Genomic DNA, 17,819 nt, shown 5'->3' on the forward strand with positions numbered 1-17,819 from the left:
AGGGGGAGGGATAGTAATATAATCATAGGTATATAGTAATTTTTTCCTAATAATAGACTAGGACAGGTGGACATCATTGTGAATAGCTACATTATTTCTGCAGCCGCCATGGTGCTGCTGGCTTTTATCTTTTTTTCTTCCGTTTTCCTGGGAAGCAGATATATCCATCAAAAACAAAAGTATTCCCAGACATTGCTTCTTCCGCTGTCCAGCTCCTTTTATGTATGGCTGCAGCTGATGACCTTATTAAGCATTTACGGATTTATCGGACCTGCAGATGCATTCACACTGAATAGCCTGGCGATTTTTCTGTGCCAGTTCGCTGTTTATATGGTTCTTTTTCAATTTGCGGGGGTTAAAGATGACCGGGAAATGTCGCTCAAGAATTTGGTGCTGTGTGTTTTCTTTGTTGCTTTGACAATCGGCATAGATGTATATTTTGTCAGAAAAATAAATCCTTCGTTAGTTGTCAGCACTGAGCATATTCTCATCGCCAGCTTATTCTTCATTATCTCATTGTTCCTATGCTTCCGGTTTGTCCAGCAGATTTATATTGATAAAGTATTCAATAAGCAAAAGGTTCCTTTCTGGTTTCTTTCCTTTGGAGCACTGCTGGTAGCATATACATTTGTAGGGAGCACCATTGAGATCATCAGGAGTTTGAACAGCAGCGGGGATAACAGCTTATTTTTTACAGAAGTGCTCTCCATCCTGCTGCTCCTCGGTGTGACGACGGTATACGGGGAGAAGCAGTATAACCGGAAAGAACAGGAATTGGTTGAAAGCAATAAACACCTTAATCACCTTGCCTATCACGATACATTGACGGGGCTTCCGAACAGGAGAAAGGTCATGCAGTCGATTGAGGAGTGGATGTCAGAGGATATCCAGTTTGCGGTTGTTTTTATCGATCTGGATCATTTCAAGCATGTCAATGATCTTCTCGGCCATAATATCGGTGATGATCTGCTCAAAAAAATTGCATCCAGGCTGAAAGAGAATTGTGGCAGCGAGGATATTGTGGGCAGGCTGGGCGGTGATGAGTTCATCATTTTGAAGCCTGTTAAGGAAAATCTGCAGCTTGACGATTTTTCAACAGAACTGATTGACAAGGTTGTAGAGCCCGTCCAGATTCTTGAACATGAGATCGTGATTACAACAAGCATCGGGATAGCCTTATATCCAACGCATGGGAAAGATGTTAATGACATCATGAAAAAGGCGGATATAGCTATGTACAATTCCAAGGATAAAGGGAGAAATACATATTTTATCTTTACGCTTGAGCTGGATGAGAGCATCATCCGCAAGATGACGTTAAAGGAAGATTTAAAGCATGCACTGGCGCGGGAAGAATTGGAGGTACACTTTCAGCCAAAGATCAGAGTATCCGATCAATCAGTGAATGGATTTGAAGCGCTTCTGAGATGGAAGCATCCTTCAATCGGCTTTATTCCCCCGGCTGAATTTATCCCGATAGCAGAGGAATCTGGCTCCATATCCGAGATAGGGAGCTGGGTCCTGCGGCAGGCCTGCAAAGAAATTGCCGCTATTAACGAAAAATATGGCAGGCAATATATCATTTCTGTGAATTTCTCAATTAAGCAGCTCCTGCAAAAAGATATTGTAGAAACTGTTTCGGGCATCTTAAACGAAACCGGCCTGGATCCGAAGTTCCTTGAGCTTGAAATAACAGAAAGGGTGGCCATGAATGATGCCTATTCGGCAGGGGATGCTTTTATGCAGCTGCTTGACCTTGGGCTGATGCTGAGCGTCGATGATTTCGGGACAGGGTATAATTCGCTGAGCAACCTCCAGGAGCTGCAGATCCAGCGGCTTAAAATAGATAAAACCTTTATTCAGCAGATGGAAAGTGATGAACATAATAAAGCTTTGGTCGCTTCCATTGTATCAATGGGCAAGCATCTTGGCATGCAAATCACTGCCGAGGGCGTTGAAACCCCGGAGCAGCTGTCATTCCTGATGGAAATCGGATGTGATGAGGCGCAGGGCTTCTACTTCTCCAGGCCAAAGCCGATTGAGCAGATTATGAATACAATCAATGCCGGCAGCAAAGCAATAGCCGGAAAGGAGCAGTAATGAATATTTTATGGGACTTTGACGGTACACTTTTTGATACATATCCCGCTTATACACGGATTCTGAAGGATGTGCTGGGAGAAGAGGCAGACAATGAAGAGATTTTGTCTCAATTAAAGATTTCTTTTACCCATGCCTTTACCCATTACAACCTGAAGGAAGAGCAGATTTCGTATGTAAGAAAGATGGCAAGAAGTCTGAAGCCGCAGGATCTTCAGCCGTTTTCTGGAGTGAAGGATGTGCTGAAAAGGGCCGGGTGCAATGTCATCATGACACATAAGGAGAGGGAGGATGTGCTGGCCATCCTGGAGCATCACAATATGTCCTCTTTATTTGCTGATCTCGTCGCCGGAGATGATGGATATCCCAGGAAGCCGCATAAAGCTTCTTATGAATATCTGCATGGCAAAAACAGCATTGATCTTGCCATAGGTGACAGGGAACTCGATATTCTTCCGGCGAAGGAGCTGGGCATCAGGACCTGCCTTTTCCAGAATAGTACACCTGGCGCGGATTATTATTTGGCGAGTTATGAAGATTTTGAGACTGTTATTGGATGGGAAGCATTTAAATAAAAACAGAAAGCAGGCAGCATGGCTGCCTGCTTTCTGTTTCATTAGATTATAATTCTAGAGTTTCAAAAGAGCTGTCTTTGCTGTTCATTACCCTGACGTCTGTCGGCTGTATTTCGAGGACGATATAATTCGGGTCATTCGGTCCGTCGAACCATGGCTTTAAATGGTCATTCCAGACCTTTTCCTTGAGCTCTTCAGAAGCATTGACAGAGGCTCTTCCTTCGATTTCAAGGTACTCATCTCCCAGCCCCTCGCCATCATATCCGATAAGTATATGAACATTCGGATTTTCTTCAATTTCTTCTGTTTTATCGGTCTCTTTGCTTGTTGCAGTATAAAGCTTCAGCTCATCATTGAAAAATGTCATATAGCGTGTATGCGGCTTATTGCTTTTTACAGTCGCCAGCGTTCCTATTTTATTATCTTCCAAAATTTTAAGGACTTTATCTTTCACATCATTAATAGTCATAAGAATCCCCTCCTATTTTGTCTTTATCAATCGTTTCGAAGTCTGCATTATACTTTTCTTCACTGGAGGAATTATCTTTCGTGTTCCTCCCCATCTTCTCTTCGCGCTGCTCCTGCTTTAAATCCTCGAGAGGGATGGTATCGACATTCTGCTCTTCCTTGAATTTATCGTAAATGCTTTCTTTGTCGGTTTTGAACTGCTCAGGGTTGTCCATGTTTTGCTGTTCGTATTTACCGTCTTTTTCGCCTGCCATGCGAAATCACCTCTTATACGAGATTATTTTTGGTTCTTTTCTGTTTTGGAGCCTTCTCTTTGCGGTTCGATATCTTTGTTGTGTTCTTTCTTCTTTTCCTGTTCAATTGAGTCATTGTCCTGGTGTTTATTTGTTTCAGCCATGAATATAACCTCCTTGATGATTGTGTAATAGTACATTACCCTTTTTCAGAAGTGAGAAACCGGGAGGAGAATTTCAATATGCAGCTGACGGGGGGAAGGGGTGCAATTTCATCAGAATGAACAGGCTGATTTTCTTTCCAGTGACAATAAAAAATGCCCGCTGCATATGCAGCGGGCATTTTCACAATATACGTCCCAGAAGAGATTCGAACTCCCGACCTACAGTTTAGGAAACTGTTGCTCTATCCTGCTGAGCTACTGGGACAACGTTATTTATTATATAACCTTTTTCTCTGTTGGTCAATAATGATCGAAAAAAAATCCTGTTTTTTTTGAAAGGCTTTTTCTGCATGGATTTTCCTTGCAGTGGGACAATAGTGAATATTTCTTAAGTGAGTTGGTGAAGAGATGTTCAAGGGCGGCAATAAAAGGGAAGAGCTCCTCCGGTTTTTAAAGGAGAAGGCGGGCCATGCATCAGATACAGCCGTTCAGGAGCTAAAAGGGACGAATTTTTCTGTCTATCTATTTTATATAAAAAGTATCTGCGATACCGACAAAATCCAGGAGCAGCTGGTAATGCCTTTTTTTCAGCTGCAGGATGAAGCAGGATATAAAAAATATATTTGTTCACTGTCCGGTATCAGTGAACTAGAGGACAGAGGGCAGGCCCTGAAGGATTTGATGAGGGGCTCGGCGATCCTCTTGTTCAGGGATACTTTTTATATTTTGCAGCTAAAGAAATATATAAGCCAGGGAGTCAAGGACGCAACAGTCGAAACAACCATCCAGGGGCCACAGACTGCATTGAGCGAAGACCTGGGGACAAATCTTAATATCATCCGCCACCGCTATCATAAGACAAGCCTGACGGTGGAAGAGAATGAAATAGGTTCTGTTTCGGGGCTGGGCCTTCTGCTCCTCTATGACAAGGAAAAGATTGAGAAAGACATCCTGCATGGGATAAAAGATAAGATAGAGAGCATCAAAGCTTCACAGAAAATCGTCCAGTCAGCAGGGGAAATCCATAGAATGCTGACGCCGCGGGAAAAAACGCTCTTTCCTGTGTTCATGATCACTGAGAGGACGGATCGCATAGCCCTCAATCTTGCACAGGGAAAAATAGTCATCCTCATTGAAGGATCTCCTTTCGGCCTGATTCTGCCGGCCGTTTTCTTTGACTTTATGAGCTCTATGGAAGACTTGTATCAGCCTTATTGGGTTTCTAGATTTCTGATTACCCTGCGGTATCTGGGCCTGCTTATCAGTCTGCTGCTCCCTGGACTTTACGTGGCCATTACTTCCTATAATCCTGAAGTCTTCCAGGTCCAGCTTGCACTGGGAATTGCGGGGAGCCGGTCATCAGTCCCTTATCCCTCCTATCTGGAGGTGCTGTTCATGCTGATTATGATGGAGCTGCTGACAGAAGCATCCATCAGGCTCCCTAAATCGATCGGCTCGACAGCGACGACGGTTGGTGGATTGATTCTGGGACAGGCTGCAACAGAGGCAGGGCTGGTATCCAACATCATGATCATCATTGTCTCAGCTGTGGCCATTTCCAATTTTGTGATTCCTATCAATGAAATGAGCTTCTCGATGAGGGTCATGAAATATATCATCCTTCTTTTGGCAGCCATGACCGGCATGATTGGCCTGGTGATTGGCCTGATGGGCCTGCTTCTATTTCTCGTACGATTGGACAGCTTCGGAAAGCCGTATCTGAAAATGTTTTTTGGCGAAGGCAGTAAACAGTAGAAGCGAGGTGGTCCGAATGACTAGCCGTTATTTTTATTATCTGATTTTGTTAAATATGCTTGCCAATATCATTGTGTTTGTTCCTAAGATGCTGGTTGAGGAACGTACTGGCGGAGCGGTGATGTCCATGGCGGCTGCTTTGCCTCTTGGCGTGATTGGAGCTTATTTTTTTTCAAGGGCAATGGGCAGGTTTGAAGGGAAAAGTCTGCCGCAGATCCTGAAGAACTCTTTCATCCCCGGCTGGGCAGGGAAGCCGCTTATCCTATATCTGGCTGCCATTTGGCTGGCATCTGGCCTGATCACACTTTATGCTTTTACGGACATAACAGAAAGATTTATCAATCCTGACATGGAGAAATGGCAGATAGCGCTTTTCTTTCTGCTATTTGTTGTATGGGCGGCTTCCTCAAAGCCGGAAAAGGTGCTGTACCTCCTGGAAATCATCCTCATTCTGAACGGGCCGCTTGCTGTGCTGCTTCTTGTTAAAATTTATCTCAGCGGATCGCTGAGCTGGCTGGACATTAAAGAGGCAGCAACGCACCTGTGGCAAATGCCGACCTGGAAGTCAGTATCCGCTGCAACATATGTCTTTTCCGGATACGCCAATTTAGTCATCTTCAATGTAGTCATGAAGGGGAAGGCAAAGCCGCGCTTCTTTCTGCTGACCCTGCCTGCAGGAGCGGCAGTGCTTGCAACCACTTACTTCGTTCCAATTGGCACTTTTGGGTTTGAAGGAGTGGGCGATCTGGAATATCCCTGGCTGTCGAGTGCTGATGCAGTCAGAATGGAGCTAGCCTTTGTCGAAAGGGCATTCTACATTTTCATCCTGATCTACATAGGAATCTCGCTGATGAATGTTGTGGTTCACTGGCATGTAGCCCAGGCGCTGGTCAAAAGTGTCTTCCCGCTTAAAATGCATAAGAATAAAACTAAACTGGGTGCACTTTTAACAAATTTTCCGCTGCTGCTGTTTGCTGCAATGTTTTTTATTGGCGTTTTTCTTGTCAATGAAGAGAATATGTCTGTCTTTACAATATGGTGGATGAACATCCGCATGCCGAGCGAGTACATTATGGTTGTCCTGTTAATATTGCTCTCCAGGAGGAAAAACAAATGAAGAAATGGCTGCTGCCGGCTGTTTTTGTTCTCTTAGTGTTTGTTGGAGGCTGCGGATTCAAGGATATAGATAACCGGTTTTTTGTTGTGACAATGGGAATAGACAAGCCCGAGGAAGGCGGAGATCTGATCAAAGTATCATTGAAGCTTGCCATCCCCACGGCAGACACAAGGTCGGATGACAGCCGCTTTGTGGTTGTAACAGAAACTTCTGAAACGATATCAGAGGCGATAAGAATCATCAAATCAAGAGTTGATAAGGAACTTGATTTTGGGCATCTGAAGGTTATCCTGCTGGGTGACCAATTGACAGATGCCAGCATCAAAAGGGAAATGGATTGGTTCTACAGAAGAAGGGACATCCAGAAAATAGCCTGGATTGCGATTGGCAATCCGACTGCTGAAGAGGTGATGAAAATTAAGCCTCCTTCTGAAAGGCTGGCATCCAATACCCTTTTTCTTTCCTTTGATCTGCAGGGTTCTGAGTCGCCTTATACCATTTCCAAGTACTTGTTCCAGTTTTACAGGGAAAGCAAGAGCAAGGGGATCAGCCCGGTACTCCCGGTGGTCAAAGTGAAAAACGGACTCCTTGAAATTAACCAGGCTGATATATTTATGAATCATAAACGTGTACTAAGGCTTTCAAAGAACGAGACAAAAACTTTTAATGCCCTCAAGCACGAATTTGAAAAACAGCAGATTACTGTGAAAGAAAAGGACAAATTTTTCGTGGTTTCCATCGATAATTACAAATCTGAAATTAAGATTGCTGAATCTGGCAATGGAGCTGCCGTGGAAGTAGGCATTTCAGTTAAAGGTACGATCGAAGAGTCAAGAAGCGATCTATCGGAGAAGGAGCTTGAGGTTTATAATCAGCTTCTTGAGAAGGAGATAGAACGGATAGTGAAAGATTTGCTGAAAAAATTCCAGGAGAAGTCTCTTGATCCTATGGGGTTTGGGCTTGCTTACAGGGCCAGCCATTTTGAGAAGGATGAGTGGGAAAGATGGAATAAAATCTATCCTGATATCACCATCAAAGTAAAAGCAAATTCAAAAATCATGGGTACGGGGATCATTGAATAGTTTGGCATGTACGCTCGCAAGTAAAGGGACTATGGCAGAAGTCCTTTCATAAAAATTTGGTAAATTTTATAAGCTGAGGATAAGAAATGGTTAAGAGAGGTAAAAAACCTGCAAATCCTATTTTAATTCTTTTCTAATTTTGTAAGATAAGCTTGTAACCGGTTCATTAAAAAAGAGGAGGAATAAAAGATGAAAAAATGGTTATTGATGCTGTTTGCTGCTCTCTCCCTATCAATGGCAGTTACAGGATGCAGCGGTACAGAAGATGAAGATACTGATACAGACACAGAGCAGAATGAAGATGCCGATACAGAAACGGAAGAAGGCACTGAGGAAGAATCTGAATAAGGAAACAGGCTGCCCCGCGGAGGCAGCTTTTATTTTTGGACGGTGAATCCCATGAAAGACTTTTGGAGACGATATTCTATTATGCAGGCATTATAAAAGGAGTGGTTTCATGGAAAACAAGCCGGCAATTTCTTCCTCTGAATTAGGTACTTTATGGATGACATATCAGCAAAAGTCAATGATCGTTCATATGCTGCCATATTTTATTAAAAAGGCTGAAGATCCGGAAGGAAAGGAACTGCTGCAGTCTTTATTGGTTCAGATAACCCCATATAAAGAAAGGATTGAACGTATTTTTCAGGAAGATGGGGCAGTTGTTCCTATAGGTTTTACTTCTCAGGATGTCAATCCCGACGCACCTGTTCTGTATCAGCCTTATTTTGATATTCATTTTTTTAGGCTGATGAAGGAAATCAGCATGGGGCTGCATACTCTCCATCTCAGCATGGCGTTCAGAGAGGATATCATCACCTTATACAGAAACCTTTCACAGGTTACACAGGAATTCTATCAGCACTTTACGCAGTTCCTGCTCAAGAAGGGTCTGCTGCCGCGTCCGCCTTCCGTTACAATGCCCAAGGATGTCGAAATGGCCGAGGGAACTGGGTATATGAAGGGAAACGATCTTTTTGGCAACAAAAGATCCCTGAACACAGTTGAAGTCGCGCATCTATATCATGCCATTGAGAGCAATGTGACCGGGATGCAAATGATCACTGGATTTGCACAGACTGCAAAGAAGCAGGAAGTGAGGGATTACTTCAATAAAGGAAAAGACCTCTCCCAGAAAATCATTGTTGAATTTGGGCAGAAGCTGACAGATAGCGATATACAGGTGCCATCCACTTCGGCCGGGTACCCGACCTCTTCGACTGAAGGCCCATTCACTGATAAGCTCATGCTGTATTGCACCAGTCTTTTGTGCAGCTTCGGACTCGGAAGCAATGCGATAGGAACTGCCTTTAGTCTCCGGAATGACCTGCCTTTGAAAATGGCAGCCCTGGCCAAGGATATCTATACATATGGGCATGATGGAGGAAGAATCATGGCCAAGAATGGATGGATGGAAGAGCCCCCGCAAATGGAAGACCGCAATACTTTGATCTGACTGAAAACGGCCCCTGCAAAGGGCTGTTTTTTTATTTTGTAAAATTCATTGGGTACGGTTTCATATAGGTTCGTACAGGGGTATAGAAGCTTGGGATTTAATGAAAAAACTGGAAGGGTGAGGTTCAGGCAGGGATCAAAGAAGGGTCTTAAAAATCTTTATCACTTCAAAAACATGACGGGAAAGGTGAAGGAATGCAGACTGGGGATTTATTGATCATTGGAGGCAACGAAGAGAAGTGCAATGAAGTAGAGATTCTGAAGAAATTTGTGGAGATTTCGGCTGCAAGGACAGGCCCGATCGGGGTCCTGCCTACTGCATCCCGGATCCCTGATGAAGTGAGCCGTGAATATATAGAGGTTCTGAATAGGCTCGGAGCGGATGAAGTGATTCGCCTTGACATCTCTTCGCGGGCTGATGCGGATTCTGAGGAAATTGCCCGGAAGATAGAGAGCCTTGCAGCTGTTTTTATCACTGGCGGCGACCAGGGGAGGCTGGCAGAACTGATTCTTGGTTCAAATGTATACGAAGCTTTACATAACAGCTGGAAAAAGGGGATGCCTATTGCCGGGACGAGTGCAGGCGCCTCCATTATGGGGAAAGTTATGATCGTGTCGTCCCAGACAAAAGCGGCAGATGATGTCCTGCAGGTAGAATTGGGAGAAGGCTTCGGCTTTCTCCAAAACCTGGTCATCGATCAGCACTTCTCCCAAAGGGCCCGGTTTGGAAGGCTTTTGGGAGCCATTGCGGAAAATACAGACTTGATGGGGATAGGCATTGATGAAAATACGGCCATCCTCGTCAGAAATGGACAGTTCGAAGTCTTCGGCGAGCATCAGGTGTTTGTCTTTGATGGAAAGGAAGGGGAGTTCGTCAATTCCGCTGTTTCAAGCAACGGAAGCGAGGAACTGACGCTGTCTGATTTTAAGCTGCACACTTTGACCGGCGGATACAGATTTGATTTGGGCAATAGAAAATTACTTCTTAATGGGGAAGAGGGACAAAGATGAACGTAAAGCGCATACGATATTTGCAGGGCCCTAATTATTTCAGCTATAAACCGATGATGTGGGTGGAAATCGATCTGGAAGAGCTGGAGTTCCAGCCCACCAATAAGCTTCCCTTTTTCGCTGACATTCTGCTGGAGGCCATTCCGTCACTCGGGGAGCATACCTGCTCAAGGGGATACAAAGGCGCTTTTGCAGAGCGCCTCCGCGAAGGAACATGGATGGGCCATGTATTAGAGCATATAGCCCTTGAGCTTCAGTCCCTGGCAGGCATCGAAGTGAAGTATGGAAAAACAATCACAAGCGAGAAGAAGGGCATCTATTTTATCGCTTTCGAATATAAAGAGCCTGAATCAGGTTTGTACGCCTTTCAGTCAGCAAAAAAGATTGCTGAAAAAATCCTCAGGGGCGAGGAAGGCTTTTCGGTAAAACACTATGTTGAGAAGACCGCCGAATTATTTTATAAGAATAAGCTAGGCCCGAGTACAGAATCGATTTATCTGGCTGCTGCAGCACGCAGAATTCCCGTTGAACGTGTGGGGAAAGACAGCTTCCTAAGGCTTGGGACAGGCTCTAAACAAAAATATGTACAGGCTACCATTACGAGCCAGACCTCTTATTTGGCTGTCGAGGCCTCCTGTGATAAGGAGATGACCAAGGAAATGCTTCGTAGAAGCGGCATCCCAGTGCCAGAGGGGGAAGTGGCCGAAACATTGGAAGGGATAACTGAAGCTGCAGTGAGGGTCGGCTTCCCGCTTGTAATCAAGCCTCTTCATGGAAGGCAGGGGCAGGGTGTGGCAACAGGCATCAGCAGCTGGGATGAGCTGAATGCTGTGCAGAAGTGCCTCAATGAGGAAGACAAGCCATATATTGTAGAAAGGCATTATGAAGGAAGCGACTACCGCCTCTTTGTAGTTGACAACAAATTGCGGGCTGCAAGTTTAAGAGTCCCTCCTTTTATCATCGGAAACGGCAAAGATACGATTCAGCAGCTGATCGATAAAGAGAATGAAAATCCACTGAGAGGAAACGGGCATGAAAAGCCTATGACCAAAATTCCAATGGCTGAGCCGCTGGACTGCTTCCTTGAAAAAATGGATCTGAATAAGAGCTATGTACTTGAAAAGGGAAGGGTTCTGCCGGTAGCAGGAAATGCAAACCTTTCCACCGGAGGACAGGCGATCGATGTAACCGATGAGGTCCATCCATCCGTCAGGAAAATGGCTGAAGCGGCTGCAGCTTCGATTGGCCTGGATGTCGCCGGAGTCGATATCATATCACAGGATATAGCGAAGCCGCTGGATCCGCGTGATACCTGTGTACTGGAGGTCAATGCTGCACCTGGAATCCGGATGCACCTTTACCCTGGAAAAGGAAAGATCAGAAACGCCGGTGCTGACATTGTTGACTATTTGTTTTCCAGCAGGGAAGAGGCAGCTATCCCGGTAATCGCAGTAACAGGAACCAACGGGAAAACCACCACCTCACGGCTGGTCAAGCATTTCCTCGAAAAGGAAGGGACCACTGTCGGCCTTACCAGCTCAGATGGCGTCTATGTCGGTGAACAGTGCATCGATACAGGGGACTGCTCAGGGCCGATTTCGGCAAGGAAGATATTAAGCCATCCTAAAGTCGATATAGCGGTTCTTGAGTCTGCCAGGGGAGGAATCCTTAGAGAAGGTCTTGCCTTCCGCCATTGTGATATAGGCATTGTCACCAATGTTTCTGAAGATCACCTCGGACTTGATGGGATTGAAGATTTCGCCCAGCTCGTTAAATTAAAGAGGCTTATACCGGAAGTAGTCATTGAAGGGGGCTATTGCATTTTGAATGCCGATGATCCGGAGACTTTGAAAATGGCTGCATACACGAAGGGGAAAGTCATTTATACATCACTTGATGAAGAGAGCGAGGGTTCCCGAAGGGCCCTGGAGAAGGGCGAGCCTCTTTGGTATCAGGACAGCATGGGACAGATTGTGTACGCGGAAGCAGGCATCAAAGCGGAGTTCCTGCCTGCTGCTGATGTACCTGTTACAATCAATGGCAGGGCGAAGCACAATATAGCCAATCTGCTGCAGGCACTGGCTGCGGCGGCTGCGCAAGGAGTAAGTCTTGAAACACTCAAGGAAAAGGCCTTATCTTTTATGCCTGACTCCAGGAATTCCCGGGGAAGGTTCAATGCTTTCCAGGTTCAGGGACGGGAGATTATCATTGATTATGCCCACAATGCTGCAGGGCTGTCAGCTGTTTTTGGTACGGCCGATTATATGAAAAATAAAAGGCTGATTACCATCCTGTCGGCTCCCGGGGACCGGTCTGATTCCGATATTGCCAGGATGGCAGAAATTACAGCAGGTTATTCAGATTTGATCATAATAAAGGAAGATAAAGACCTGCGGGGTAGACAGCCTCTCGAAACAGCATCGCTTTTGAAAGCAGCAGCTTCCTCGGTCATTGGCAGCCAGTCAGTTTCCATTTGCCCTGATGAACTGGAAGCTTACCAGAAGGCCTGGTCATTGTCCCAGGAAGGAGATACACTCCTGTTTTTATACGAAGACTTTGAGGTTGCGTCTTCTTTTATTGATAATCTCAAGAAACATGAACAAGCCCTGCAGGGGGATTGACAGGAGAGAGTGGCCTGCCATCTTAAAGATGGCAGGCTTTTCTGCGGAGGGAGGCGAAAACTCAGGGCATTTTAAAGAGCCATCTGCCATAAGGTATAGGGAAGCCGTACTTGGAAAGGAGTTTTCTATGATACAGCTGCCCGTTTTTCCAGGTTTGTCCGCCGATATGCTGCCAGAAACCCAAAGGGCTATATGGCAAGCTTTAGATAGAAGCCCGGAGACATTTTATTATTCTGATGCCGGTGAGCTATTGTTTGAGCTGGAAACAAGGGAAAAAATCCTGTACTACTCCAGGAAGCTGAGTGAAAGCGGCGCTGTTTTTGCCGCCTTTCAAGACTCATTCTTCAATCCGGCATACTGGGTAAAAACAAGGGCTGGATATGCCTTAAGGCCGGATGTCCGCCCTTCTGACGCGGTCAACGATGTTTTTTCCAATGCTAGCAAATATGCTTTTGAATGTTCAACGGCCATCGTGCTTATCTTATACAAGGCAGTGCTTGAGTCTATTTCTGTCCGCTACTTCAATCAGCTGTTCCAAAATCTGCTCGTATGGGACTGGAATTATGACAGAGATCTGGGCATTGTTACAAAAATAGGATCATCCTTTATTCCTGGCGACATTGTCTATTTTTATAATCCCGATTACCGGCAGCCGGTCTGGACGGGCGAGAATGCGGTTTATCTGGGCAATGATGCTTATTTTGGACATGGAATTGGCATCAAGTCAGAGCAGGAAATGGTTGCTGCCCTCAATACACTCAGGAAACCAAATGCCACCAGATCAGCATTCCTTATCTCCCAGCATAGCAGGATCAATTTCCGTTATTTATTTCAATTTGCTAAAAGGATCCAGGGCATTTAGGCAGGGAGTTTGTCTAAAACCTGTCATCGCGTGCACTTCAGTCAATCAAGGAGCTCGATAAAATCTGTTACTATGCCGTCGGCAGGAAGCTTCAATGCTTTTCCTGCTTCTTTTTCAGTCCTGATGGTCCAGATAATGGCCTTCATCCCTTTTTGATGTATCCGGTCCAAAAGCTGCCTGTTCGCAATAGTATGCTTTGGATTTATATAGCAGGCATACTTTGCAATCTGTTCAAGCTCCCTTGCGGTCATCCTTTTCGTTTTGTAATTCAGGAGAATTCCGACCGGGATGGAAGGCAGCAGGCTATGAATCTTTTTCATTGAGCTCCTGTCGAAAGATTGGATGATAATCCGGGATCCAGGGCCCTTGTCCAGCTTCCTGCTCTTTAGCTCTTCTGCAATCTGTTCTTCTATGCCTGGGTAAAGGGCCGGCTTCTTCAGTTCAATCAGGAGCCCGGCTTTACCGGCATATTTGTCCAGCATTTCAGTGAATGACGGGATGATTTCCCCCGCAAATTCCGTGGAATGCCAGCTGCCTGCATCCAGGCTCCTCAGCTCTTTCCATGTCAGGGAAGAAACTTTGCCCTTGCCGTCTGTTGTCCGGTCGACAGTCGAATCATGAATGACTGCAAGTCTACCGTCCTTGGTCCGCTGGACATCAAATTCAAGAAAATCTGCTCCCATTTGAAGAGCATAGTCAAATGATGAGAAGGTGTTTTCCGGCCTGGATCCTGCCGCTCCACGGTGTCCGATTTTGAGCTTTGATGGCAGGCTGCCATGTGCCTCCTGTACTTCTCGAAGGGCTTTCAGCCTGGCTAAAAGCAGTGTTAATCCATTCCGGCAGCTGCCCATGCTTTTCATCTCCTTTTACTGGTGAATTTTAACCTCCTGTTTTCTATTACCCTGACAATCTATCATATTGAACTGCTCCTGTTTCGGCAAATGAAAACTTAATCCCAATCTTCATATATGATCCTGCCGCCAGTCAAATCTATTTCGTTTCGTTCACCTTTATAGTAAAGCTTTCCATTTTCATGGAACAGCAGCTTTTCATAAGTGTAAATACTTTTGCCTGCAGGCAGTTCAATGACTACCTTTTGACCCAGGTCTTTTTCCGGGGATTCTATCTTAATAAGACTGGTAGAATAGTAGAAAATCAGAAGACCTGCTGCAGCCGTCAAAAGGATGAGGAAAGGAATCTTCCATCTGATTGTCCGCCTGCCGGTATATCGGTCTGATCTCATGGTATCTGCAACCTCCGTTAAATTATAATGCTTGCCAAGCGAGTAAATTGGTTCTAACTAAAGCCTTTACTAGCGTATGCAGCAGCGGCAGGGCCGATGACAAAAAGAGGCTGTCTGCCAGGCGGCCGTCTGAGGGGGGATCTTAGGCCGGATTGACTATTCTGCCTCATTTTGAACCAGGCACAGCTATAGGGAATCGAATTAATTTTGGTAGATTAGTCTATTTCTGTTTTAGCTGATAGTATGATATGGTAGGTAACGGAGCAGGATTACATAATTTTTAAAATGATCCAATCAGATTATCCGGAGGAAGAAATATGATTTGGGAAACCGTAGATGGAATTAATATATGGAAACTGAGCAGGTATTTCAAGAAGCTTTCTGCTTCTAAGCTGACGCTGGAAGAAAAAGTTCTGAATGATGTTCTGGTCGTTACACTGCCGCTGAAAAAATCAGATGAACCAACTGCCGCTGAAATCAGGAAACAGATTGAAGAGGCTGTCCTGCACTCGGATGGATTTGAAACATTGAAAGTGGCACTCCTGGAAAACTGCAGGCCGTCATATAAAGAAATGATGACGAAATATGGGGTCAGAAGATGGCTGGAAATTCCTGTAGAAGAAAATGTTATATATAAATTTTCATTTGAGAATATAAAAGAAACCAGCCAGCATAGTCCTGCCAGCTAGCTAAAGGCAACGGAGCTTCTGAGCTTGCTGCAGGATTGCATGGGAAACCATGCTTTTTTTTATGGGTAATTTTGCGAAAATTGAAACTTTTGTCATGCACATTCGTAAATAATACAGAAGCTTCCAGTTGGATAGTCAGAGGGGGAGAAAAAGAAAAGCATCTACACTCGTACCAAGTTTTTAGGCCGTTGTATGCTGTGTGCGAGAAGCGGGAGGGAGGTTTGATATTGATATGGAGATCTTCGGGTTGCCGATCCAGACTCTATACTTGTACATGTTGTGTTTTTCAGGCGGAATAATAGTTTTATATATTTTGTTCGGAGATGTTCTGGAGGGAGCCGGTGATATAAGCCCTTTCCTGAACCCCATACTGCTTTTTGCTTTTATGACGATTTTTTCGGCAGCCGGTTTCCTGATGGAATATACAACCGGGATGGACAGCATCTTCATCATAGCCATCTCGGCGGCAATCGCTTTCTTTTTGGATGCCGTTTTATATCTTTTTGTGCTGATCCCTTTGTCCAATGCGGAAGAATCGCTTGTCTATACAGACGAATCCTTGAGAGGCAGGGTTGGGAAGGTCATTATCCCGATACCTGATAACGGTTTCGGTGAAGTGCTGATTGAAAGTGTCAGCGGGAGGATTGCCAAGTCAGCCCAGAGCTTTAAAGGAGGGCCGATTGAAGAAGGCCGGGAAGTACTCATTATAGAAGTTAATGAAAATGTCCTTCAGGTTGTCAGACATGAAGGATTATAAACAGGAGGGAACAGAATGGCAATGATTTGGGTGGTAGTTGGTGTTGCAGCTTTTCTTTTGATTGCTCTGCTCGGTGTATTTGTTACTAAGTATAAGACGGCAGGACCTGACGAGGCTCTGATCGTCACAGGCAGCTATCTTGGAAACAAGCGGGTACACGTGGATGAGTCCGGCAATAAAATTAAGATCATCAGGGGAGGAGGGACCTTCGTCCTTCCGGTATTTCAGCAGTCAGAGCCATTGAGCCTGCTTTCAAGCAAGCTTGAGGTGTCAACGCCTGAGGTATACACAGAACAAGGGGTGCCAGTAATGGCCGATGGCACAGCCATCATTAAAATAGGCGGCTCCATCAGCGAGATTGCCACTGCAGCGGAACAGTTCCTTGGAAAATCAAAGGAAGACAGGGAGAATGAAGCGAAGGAAGTGCTCGAAGGCCACCTGCGTTCCATCCTTGGTTCCATGACAGTCGAAGAAATTTACAAAAACAGAGATAAATTCTCCCAGGAGGTTCAAAGGGTAGCCTCCCAGGATCTGGCGAAGATGGGCCTTGTCATCGTTTCATTGACAATAAAGGATGTAAGAGATAAAAACGGCTATCTGGATTCTCTGGGCAAGCCGAGAATTGCTCAGGTTAAAAGGGATGCGGATATTGCAACAGCTGAAGCCGATAAAGAAACAAGGATTAAAAAGGCAGAAGCTGATAAAGACGCCAAAAAGGCAGAGCTGGAGAGGGCAACCGAGATAGCTGAGGCTGAAAAGGAAAATAAGATGAAAATGGCAGATTACCGCAGGGATCAGGATATCGCCAAGGCCCGTGCCGACCAGGCTTATGATCTGGAAACAGCCAGGGCCAAACAGGAAGTTACTGAGCACGAAATGCAGATCAGGATCATTGAAAGGCAGAAGCAGATCGAGCTGGAGGAAAAAGAAATCCTGAGGCGTGAGAAGCAATACGATTCTGAGGTTAAAAAGAAGGCGGATGCAGACCGTTATGCCGTGGAGCAGGCTGCAGAAGCAGAGAAGCGTAAACAGATTACAGCAGCTGATGCCAATCAGTACCGCATTGAATCACAGGCAAAGGCAGAAGCCGAGCGGGTCAGGGTTGACGGCATTGCCAAGGCGGATGCCTTAAGGGCCCAAGGGGAATCTGAAGCTGAAATTATCCGCCTGAAAGGACTTGCAGAAGGAGAGGCCAAGCGGAAAATTGCTGAGGCGTTTGAGCAATTCGGCGAGGCTGCAGTTCTCGATATGGTCCTCAAAATGCTTCCTGAATATGCCAAACAGGTTGCGAGCCCGTTATCCAATATTGATAAAATTACAGTCGTCGATACAGGCGGCGATGGAAAAAGCAGCGGGGCCAACAGGGTTGCAGGCTATGCAACAAATCTAATGAGCACCATGCAGGAAACGCTGAAAGCTTCTTCAGGCATCGATGTGAAAGAACTGCTCGAAAACCTCTCAGGCAAGCATAATGTACGCCAGAGCCTGGATGAACTCACATATGAGCTGAAGGAGGCGGCCCAGAAGAAAGAAGGGGAAAAAGGGACCATCAGCACACCATAAGGTTTCAGGCGCAGGAAGAGCGATTCCTGCGCCTTTCATTATAGTTTTTTTCAATTGCCGGCTTTGGTGACTAATACCGCGAGTTTTTTTTATTTTGCTGTTTCTGCCCCCCTGTTTGTTTGCC

General features: G+C 45.4%; 19 protein-coding genes and 1 tRNA gene. 14 read left to right on the plus strand and 6 right to left on the minus strand.

Annotated features, from left to right (window positions below; all coding sequences use genetic code 11):
- The first annotated feature begins 78 nt into the window (after nt 1-78).
- Nucleotides 79-2,100: an EAL domain-containing protein gene (locus FZD51_RS17125; protein ID WP_148975879.1), complete on the plus strand. Its 2,022-nt coding sequence runs from the start codon at nt 79-81 to the stop codon at nt 2,098-2,100.
- On the plus strand, nt 2,100-2,675 hold the full coding sequence (locus tag FZD51_RS17130; RefSeq protein ID WP_148975880.1) for an HAD-IA family hydrolase: 576 nt from the start codon (nt 2,100-2,102) through the stop codon (nt 2,673-2,675). The genes FZD51_RS17125 and FZD51_RS17130 overlap by 1 nt, the downstream gene beginning before the upstream one ends.
- Before the next feature lie 46 nt (nt 2,676-2,721).
- Here the strand turns inward: FZD51_RS17130 and FZD51_RS17135 are convergent, their stop codons facing one another.
- The 4 genes from FZD51_RS17135 to FZD51_RS17150 form a co-directional block, all read right to left on the minus strand.
- Entirely contained in the window at nt 2,722-3,144 is a 423-nt protein-coding gene (locus tag FZD51_RS17135) for a pyridoxamine 5'-phosphate oxidase family protein (RefSeq protein WP_148975881.1), read from the minus strand.
- Complete coding sequence (locus FZD51_RS17140) at nt 3,134-3,397, minus strand: hypothetical protein (RefSeq protein ID WP_148975882.1); 264 nt, start codon at nt 3,395-3,397, stop codon at nt 3,134-3,136. Before FZD51_RS17140 ends, FZD51_RS17135 begins: the two co-directional genes overlap by 11 nt.
- Before the next feature lie 23 nt (nt 3,398-3,420).
- Complete coding sequence (locus FZD51_RS17145; RefSeq protein ID WP_022543627.1) at nt 3,421-3,540, minus strand: hypothetical protein; 120 nt, start codon at nt 3,538-3,540, stop codon at nt 3,421-3,423.
- Nucleotides 3,541-3,731: 191 nt separating this feature from the next.
- Nucleotides 3,732-3,805, minus strand: a tRNA-Arg gene (locus tag FZD51_RS17150).
- 143 nt (nt 3,806-3,948) lie between these two features.
- Between FZD51_RS17150 and FZD51_RS17155 the strand changes: the two genes are divergently transcribed.
- From FZD51_RS17155 to FZD51_RS17185, 9 genes are all read left to right on the plus strand, one after another.
- The gene (locus FZD51_RS17155) at nt 3,949-5,295 is read left to right on the plus strand and encodes a spore germination protein (protein WP_148975883.1); all 1,347 of its coding nucleotides are present in this window, start codon (nt 3,949-3,951) and stop codon (nt 5,293-5,295) included.
- A gap of 16 nt (nt 5,296-5,311) precedes the next feature.
- The gene (locus tag FZD51_RS17160) at nt 5,312-6,412 is read left to right on the plus strand and encodes an SLC5/6 family protein (protein WP_148975884.1); all 1,101 of its coding nucleotides are present in this window, start codon (nt 5,312-5,314) and stop codon (nt 6,410-6,412) included.
- Nucleotides 6,409-7,494, plus strand: coding sequence for a Ger(x)C family spore germination protein (locus FZD51_RS17165; protein WP_187445800.1), 1,086 nt, complete (start codon nt 6,409-6,411; stop codon nt 7,492-7,494). The genes FZD51_RS17160 and FZD51_RS17165 overlap by 4 nt, the downstream gene beginning before the upstream one ends.
- A 189-nt stretch (nt 7,495-7,683) precedes the next feature.
- Nucleotides 7,684-7,842 (plus strand): hypothetical protein, encoded by a 159-nt coding sequence (locus tag FZD51_RS26245; protein WP_187445801.1) that lies wholly within the window; start codon nt 7,684-7,686, stop codon nt 7,840-7,842.
- 109 nt (nt 7,843-7,951) lie between these two features.
- The gene (locus FZD51_RS17170; RefSeq protein WP_148975886.1) at nt 7,952-8,950 is read left to right on the plus strand and encodes a DUF3231 family protein; all 999 of its coding nucleotides are present in this window, start codon (nt 7,952-7,954) and stop codon (nt 8,948-8,950) included.
- A gap of 90 nt (nt 8,951-9,040) precedes the next feature.
- On the plus strand, nt 9,041-9,166 hold the full coding sequence (locus tag FZD51_RS26700; RefSeq protein ID WP_262380957.1) for a hypothetical protein: 126 nt from the start codon (nt 9,041-9,043) through the stop codon (nt 9,164-9,166).
- Complete coding sequence (locus tag FZD51_RS17175) at nt 9,145-9,960, plus strand: cyanophycinase (protein WP_148975887.1); 816 nt, start codon at nt 9,145-9,147, stop codon at nt 9,958-9,960. The genes FZD51_RS26700 and FZD51_RS17175 overlap by 22 nt, the downstream gene beginning before the upstream one ends.
- Nucleotides 9,957-12,581, plus strand: coding sequence for a cyanophycin synthetase (gene cphA, locus FZD51_RS17180; RefSeq protein ID WP_148975888.1), 2,625 nt, complete (start codon nt 9,957-9,959; stop codon nt 12,579-12,581). Before FZD51_RS17175 ends, cphA begins: the two co-directional genes overlap by 4 nt.
- 127 nt (nt 12,582-12,708) lie before the next feature.
- Nucleotides 12,709-13,443 carry a protein-glutamine gamma-glutamyltransferase gene (locus FZD51_RS17185; RefSeq protein WP_148975889.1) on the plus strand — a complete coding sequence of 245 codons (735 nt, stop codon included), beginning with the start codon at nt 12,709-12,711 and terminating at the stop codon, nt 13,441-13,443.
- Between the two features lie 41 nt (nt 13,444-13,484).
- Here the strand turns inward: FZD51_RS17185 and FZD51_RS17190 are convergent, their stop codons facing one another.
- Entirely contained in the window at nt 13,485-14,294 is an 810-nt protein-coding gene (locus FZD51_RS17190; RefSeq protein ID WP_262380959.1) for a glycerophosphodiester phosphodiesterase, read from the minus strand.
- 98 nt (nt 14,295-14,392) lie between these two features.
- On the minus strand, nt 14,393-14,686 hold the full coding sequence (locus tag FZD51_RS17195) for a hypothetical protein (protein WP_148975891.1): 294 nt from the start codon (nt 14,684-14,686) through the stop codon (nt 14,393-14,395).
- A 317-nt stretch (nt 14,687-15,003) separates the two neighbouring features.
- Here FZD51_RS17195 and FZD51_RS17200 point away from each other — a divergent pair, with 317 nt between their 5' ends.
- The 3 genes from FZD51_RS17200 to FZD51_RS17210 all read left to right on the plus strand — a co-directional run bounded on the left by FZD51_RS17200 (nt 15,004) and on the right by FZD51_RS17210 (nt 17,695).
- On the plus strand, nt 15,004-15,375 hold the full coding sequence (locus tag FZD51_RS17200; protein ID WP_148975892.1) for a hypothetical protein: 372 nt from the start codon (nt 15,004-15,006) through the stop codon (nt 15,373-15,375).
- Nucleotides 15,376-15,607: 232 nt separating this feature from the next.
- Complete coding sequence (locus FZD51_RS17205) at nt 15,608-16,132, plus strand: NfeD family membrane protein (RefSeq protein ID WP_148975893.1); 525 nt, start codon at nt 15,608-15,610, stop codon at nt 16,130-16,132.
- A gap of 15 nt (nt 16,133-16,147) precedes the next feature.
- Complete coding sequence (locus FZD51_RS17210; RefSeq protein ID WP_148975894.1) at nt 16,148-17,695, plus strand: flotillin family protein; 1,548 nt, start codon at nt 16,148-16,150, stop codon at nt 17,693-17,695.
- Nucleotides 17,696-17,819 lie beyond the last annotated feature (124 nt).

The organism is Bacillus infantis, from assembly GCF_008180445.1.
Lineage (GTDB): Bacteria > Bacillota > Bacilli > Bacillales > Cytobacillaceae > Bacillus_AB > Bacillus_AB infantis_B.

What these genes read in the sequence shown, in the direction of transcription:
- FZD51_RS17190 (WP_262380959.1), bottom strand. Translation starts at nt 14,294, where the DNA reads ATGGGCAGCTGCCGGAATGGATTAACACTGCTTTTAGCCAGGCTGAAA.
- FZD51_RS17185 (WP_148975889.1), top strand. Translation starts at nt 12,709, where the DNA reads ATGATACAGCTGCCCGTTTTTCCAGGTTTGTCCGCCGATATGCTGCCA.
- FZD51_RS17160 (WP_148975884.1), top strand. Translation starts at nt 5,312, where the DNA reads ATGACTAGCCGTTATTTTTATTATCTGATTTTGTTAAATATGCTTGCC.
- FZD51_RS17140 (WP_148975882.1), bottom strand. Translation starts at nt 3,397, where the DNA reads ATGGCAGGCGAAAAAGACGGTAAATACGAACAGCAAAACATGGACAAC.
- cphA (WP_148975888.1), top strand. Translation starts at nt 9,957, where the DNA reads ATGAACGTAAAGCGCATACGATATTTGCAGGGCCCTAATTATTTCAGC.
- FZD51_RS17165 (WP_187445800.1), top strand. Translation starts at nt 6,409, where the DNA reads ATGAAGAAATGGCTGCTGCCGGCTGTTTTTGTTCTCTTAGTGTTTGTT.
- FZD51_RS17155 (WP_148975883.1), top strand. Translation starts at nt 3,949, where the DNA reads ATGTTCAAGGGCGGCAATAAAAGGGAAGAGCTCCTCCGGTTTTTAAAG.
- FZD51_RS17200 (WP_148975892.1), top strand. Translation starts at nt 15,004, where the DNA reads ATGATTTGGGAAACCGTAGATGGAATTAATATATGGAAACTGAGCAGG.
- FZD51_RS17210 (WP_148975894.1), top strand. Translation starts at nt 16,148, where the DNA reads ATGGCAATGATTTGGGTGGTAGTTGGTGTTGCAGCTTTTCTTTTGATT.
- FZD51_RS17135 (WP_148975881.1), bottom strand. Translation starts at nt 3,144, where the DNA reads ATGACTATTAATGATGTGAAAGATAAAGTCCTTAAAATTTTGGAAGAT.
- FZD51_RS17175 (WP_148975887.1), top strand. Translation starts at nt 9,145, where the DNA reads ATGCAGACTGGGGATTTATTGATCATTGGAGGCAACGAAGAGAAGTGC.
- FZD51_RS17195 (WP_148975891.1), bottom strand. Translation starts at nt 14,686, where the DNA reads ATGAGATCAGACCGATATACCGGCAGGCGGACAATCAGATGGAAGATT.
- FZD51_RS17130 (WP_148975880.1), top strand. Translation starts at nt 2,100, where the DNA reads ATGAATATTTTATGGGACTTTGACGGTACACTTTTTGATACATATCCC.
- FZD51_RS17145 (WP_022543627.1), bottom strand. Translation starts at nt 3,540, where the DNA reads ATGGCTGAAACAAATAAACACCAGGACAATGACTCAATTGAACAGGAA.
- FZD51_RS17205 (WP_148975893.1), top strand. Translation starts at nt 15,608, where the DNA reads ATGGAGATCTTCGGGTTGCCGATCCAGACTCTATACTTGTACATGTTG.
- FZD51_RS17170 (WP_148975886.1), top strand. Translation starts at nt 7,952, where the DNA reads ATGGAAAACAAGCCGGCAATTTCTTCCTCTGAATTAGGTACTTTATGG.
- FZD51_RS26245 (WP_187445801.1), top strand. Translation starts at nt 7,684, where the DNA reads ATGAAAAAATGGTTATTGATGCTGTTTGCTGCTCTCTCCCTATCAATG.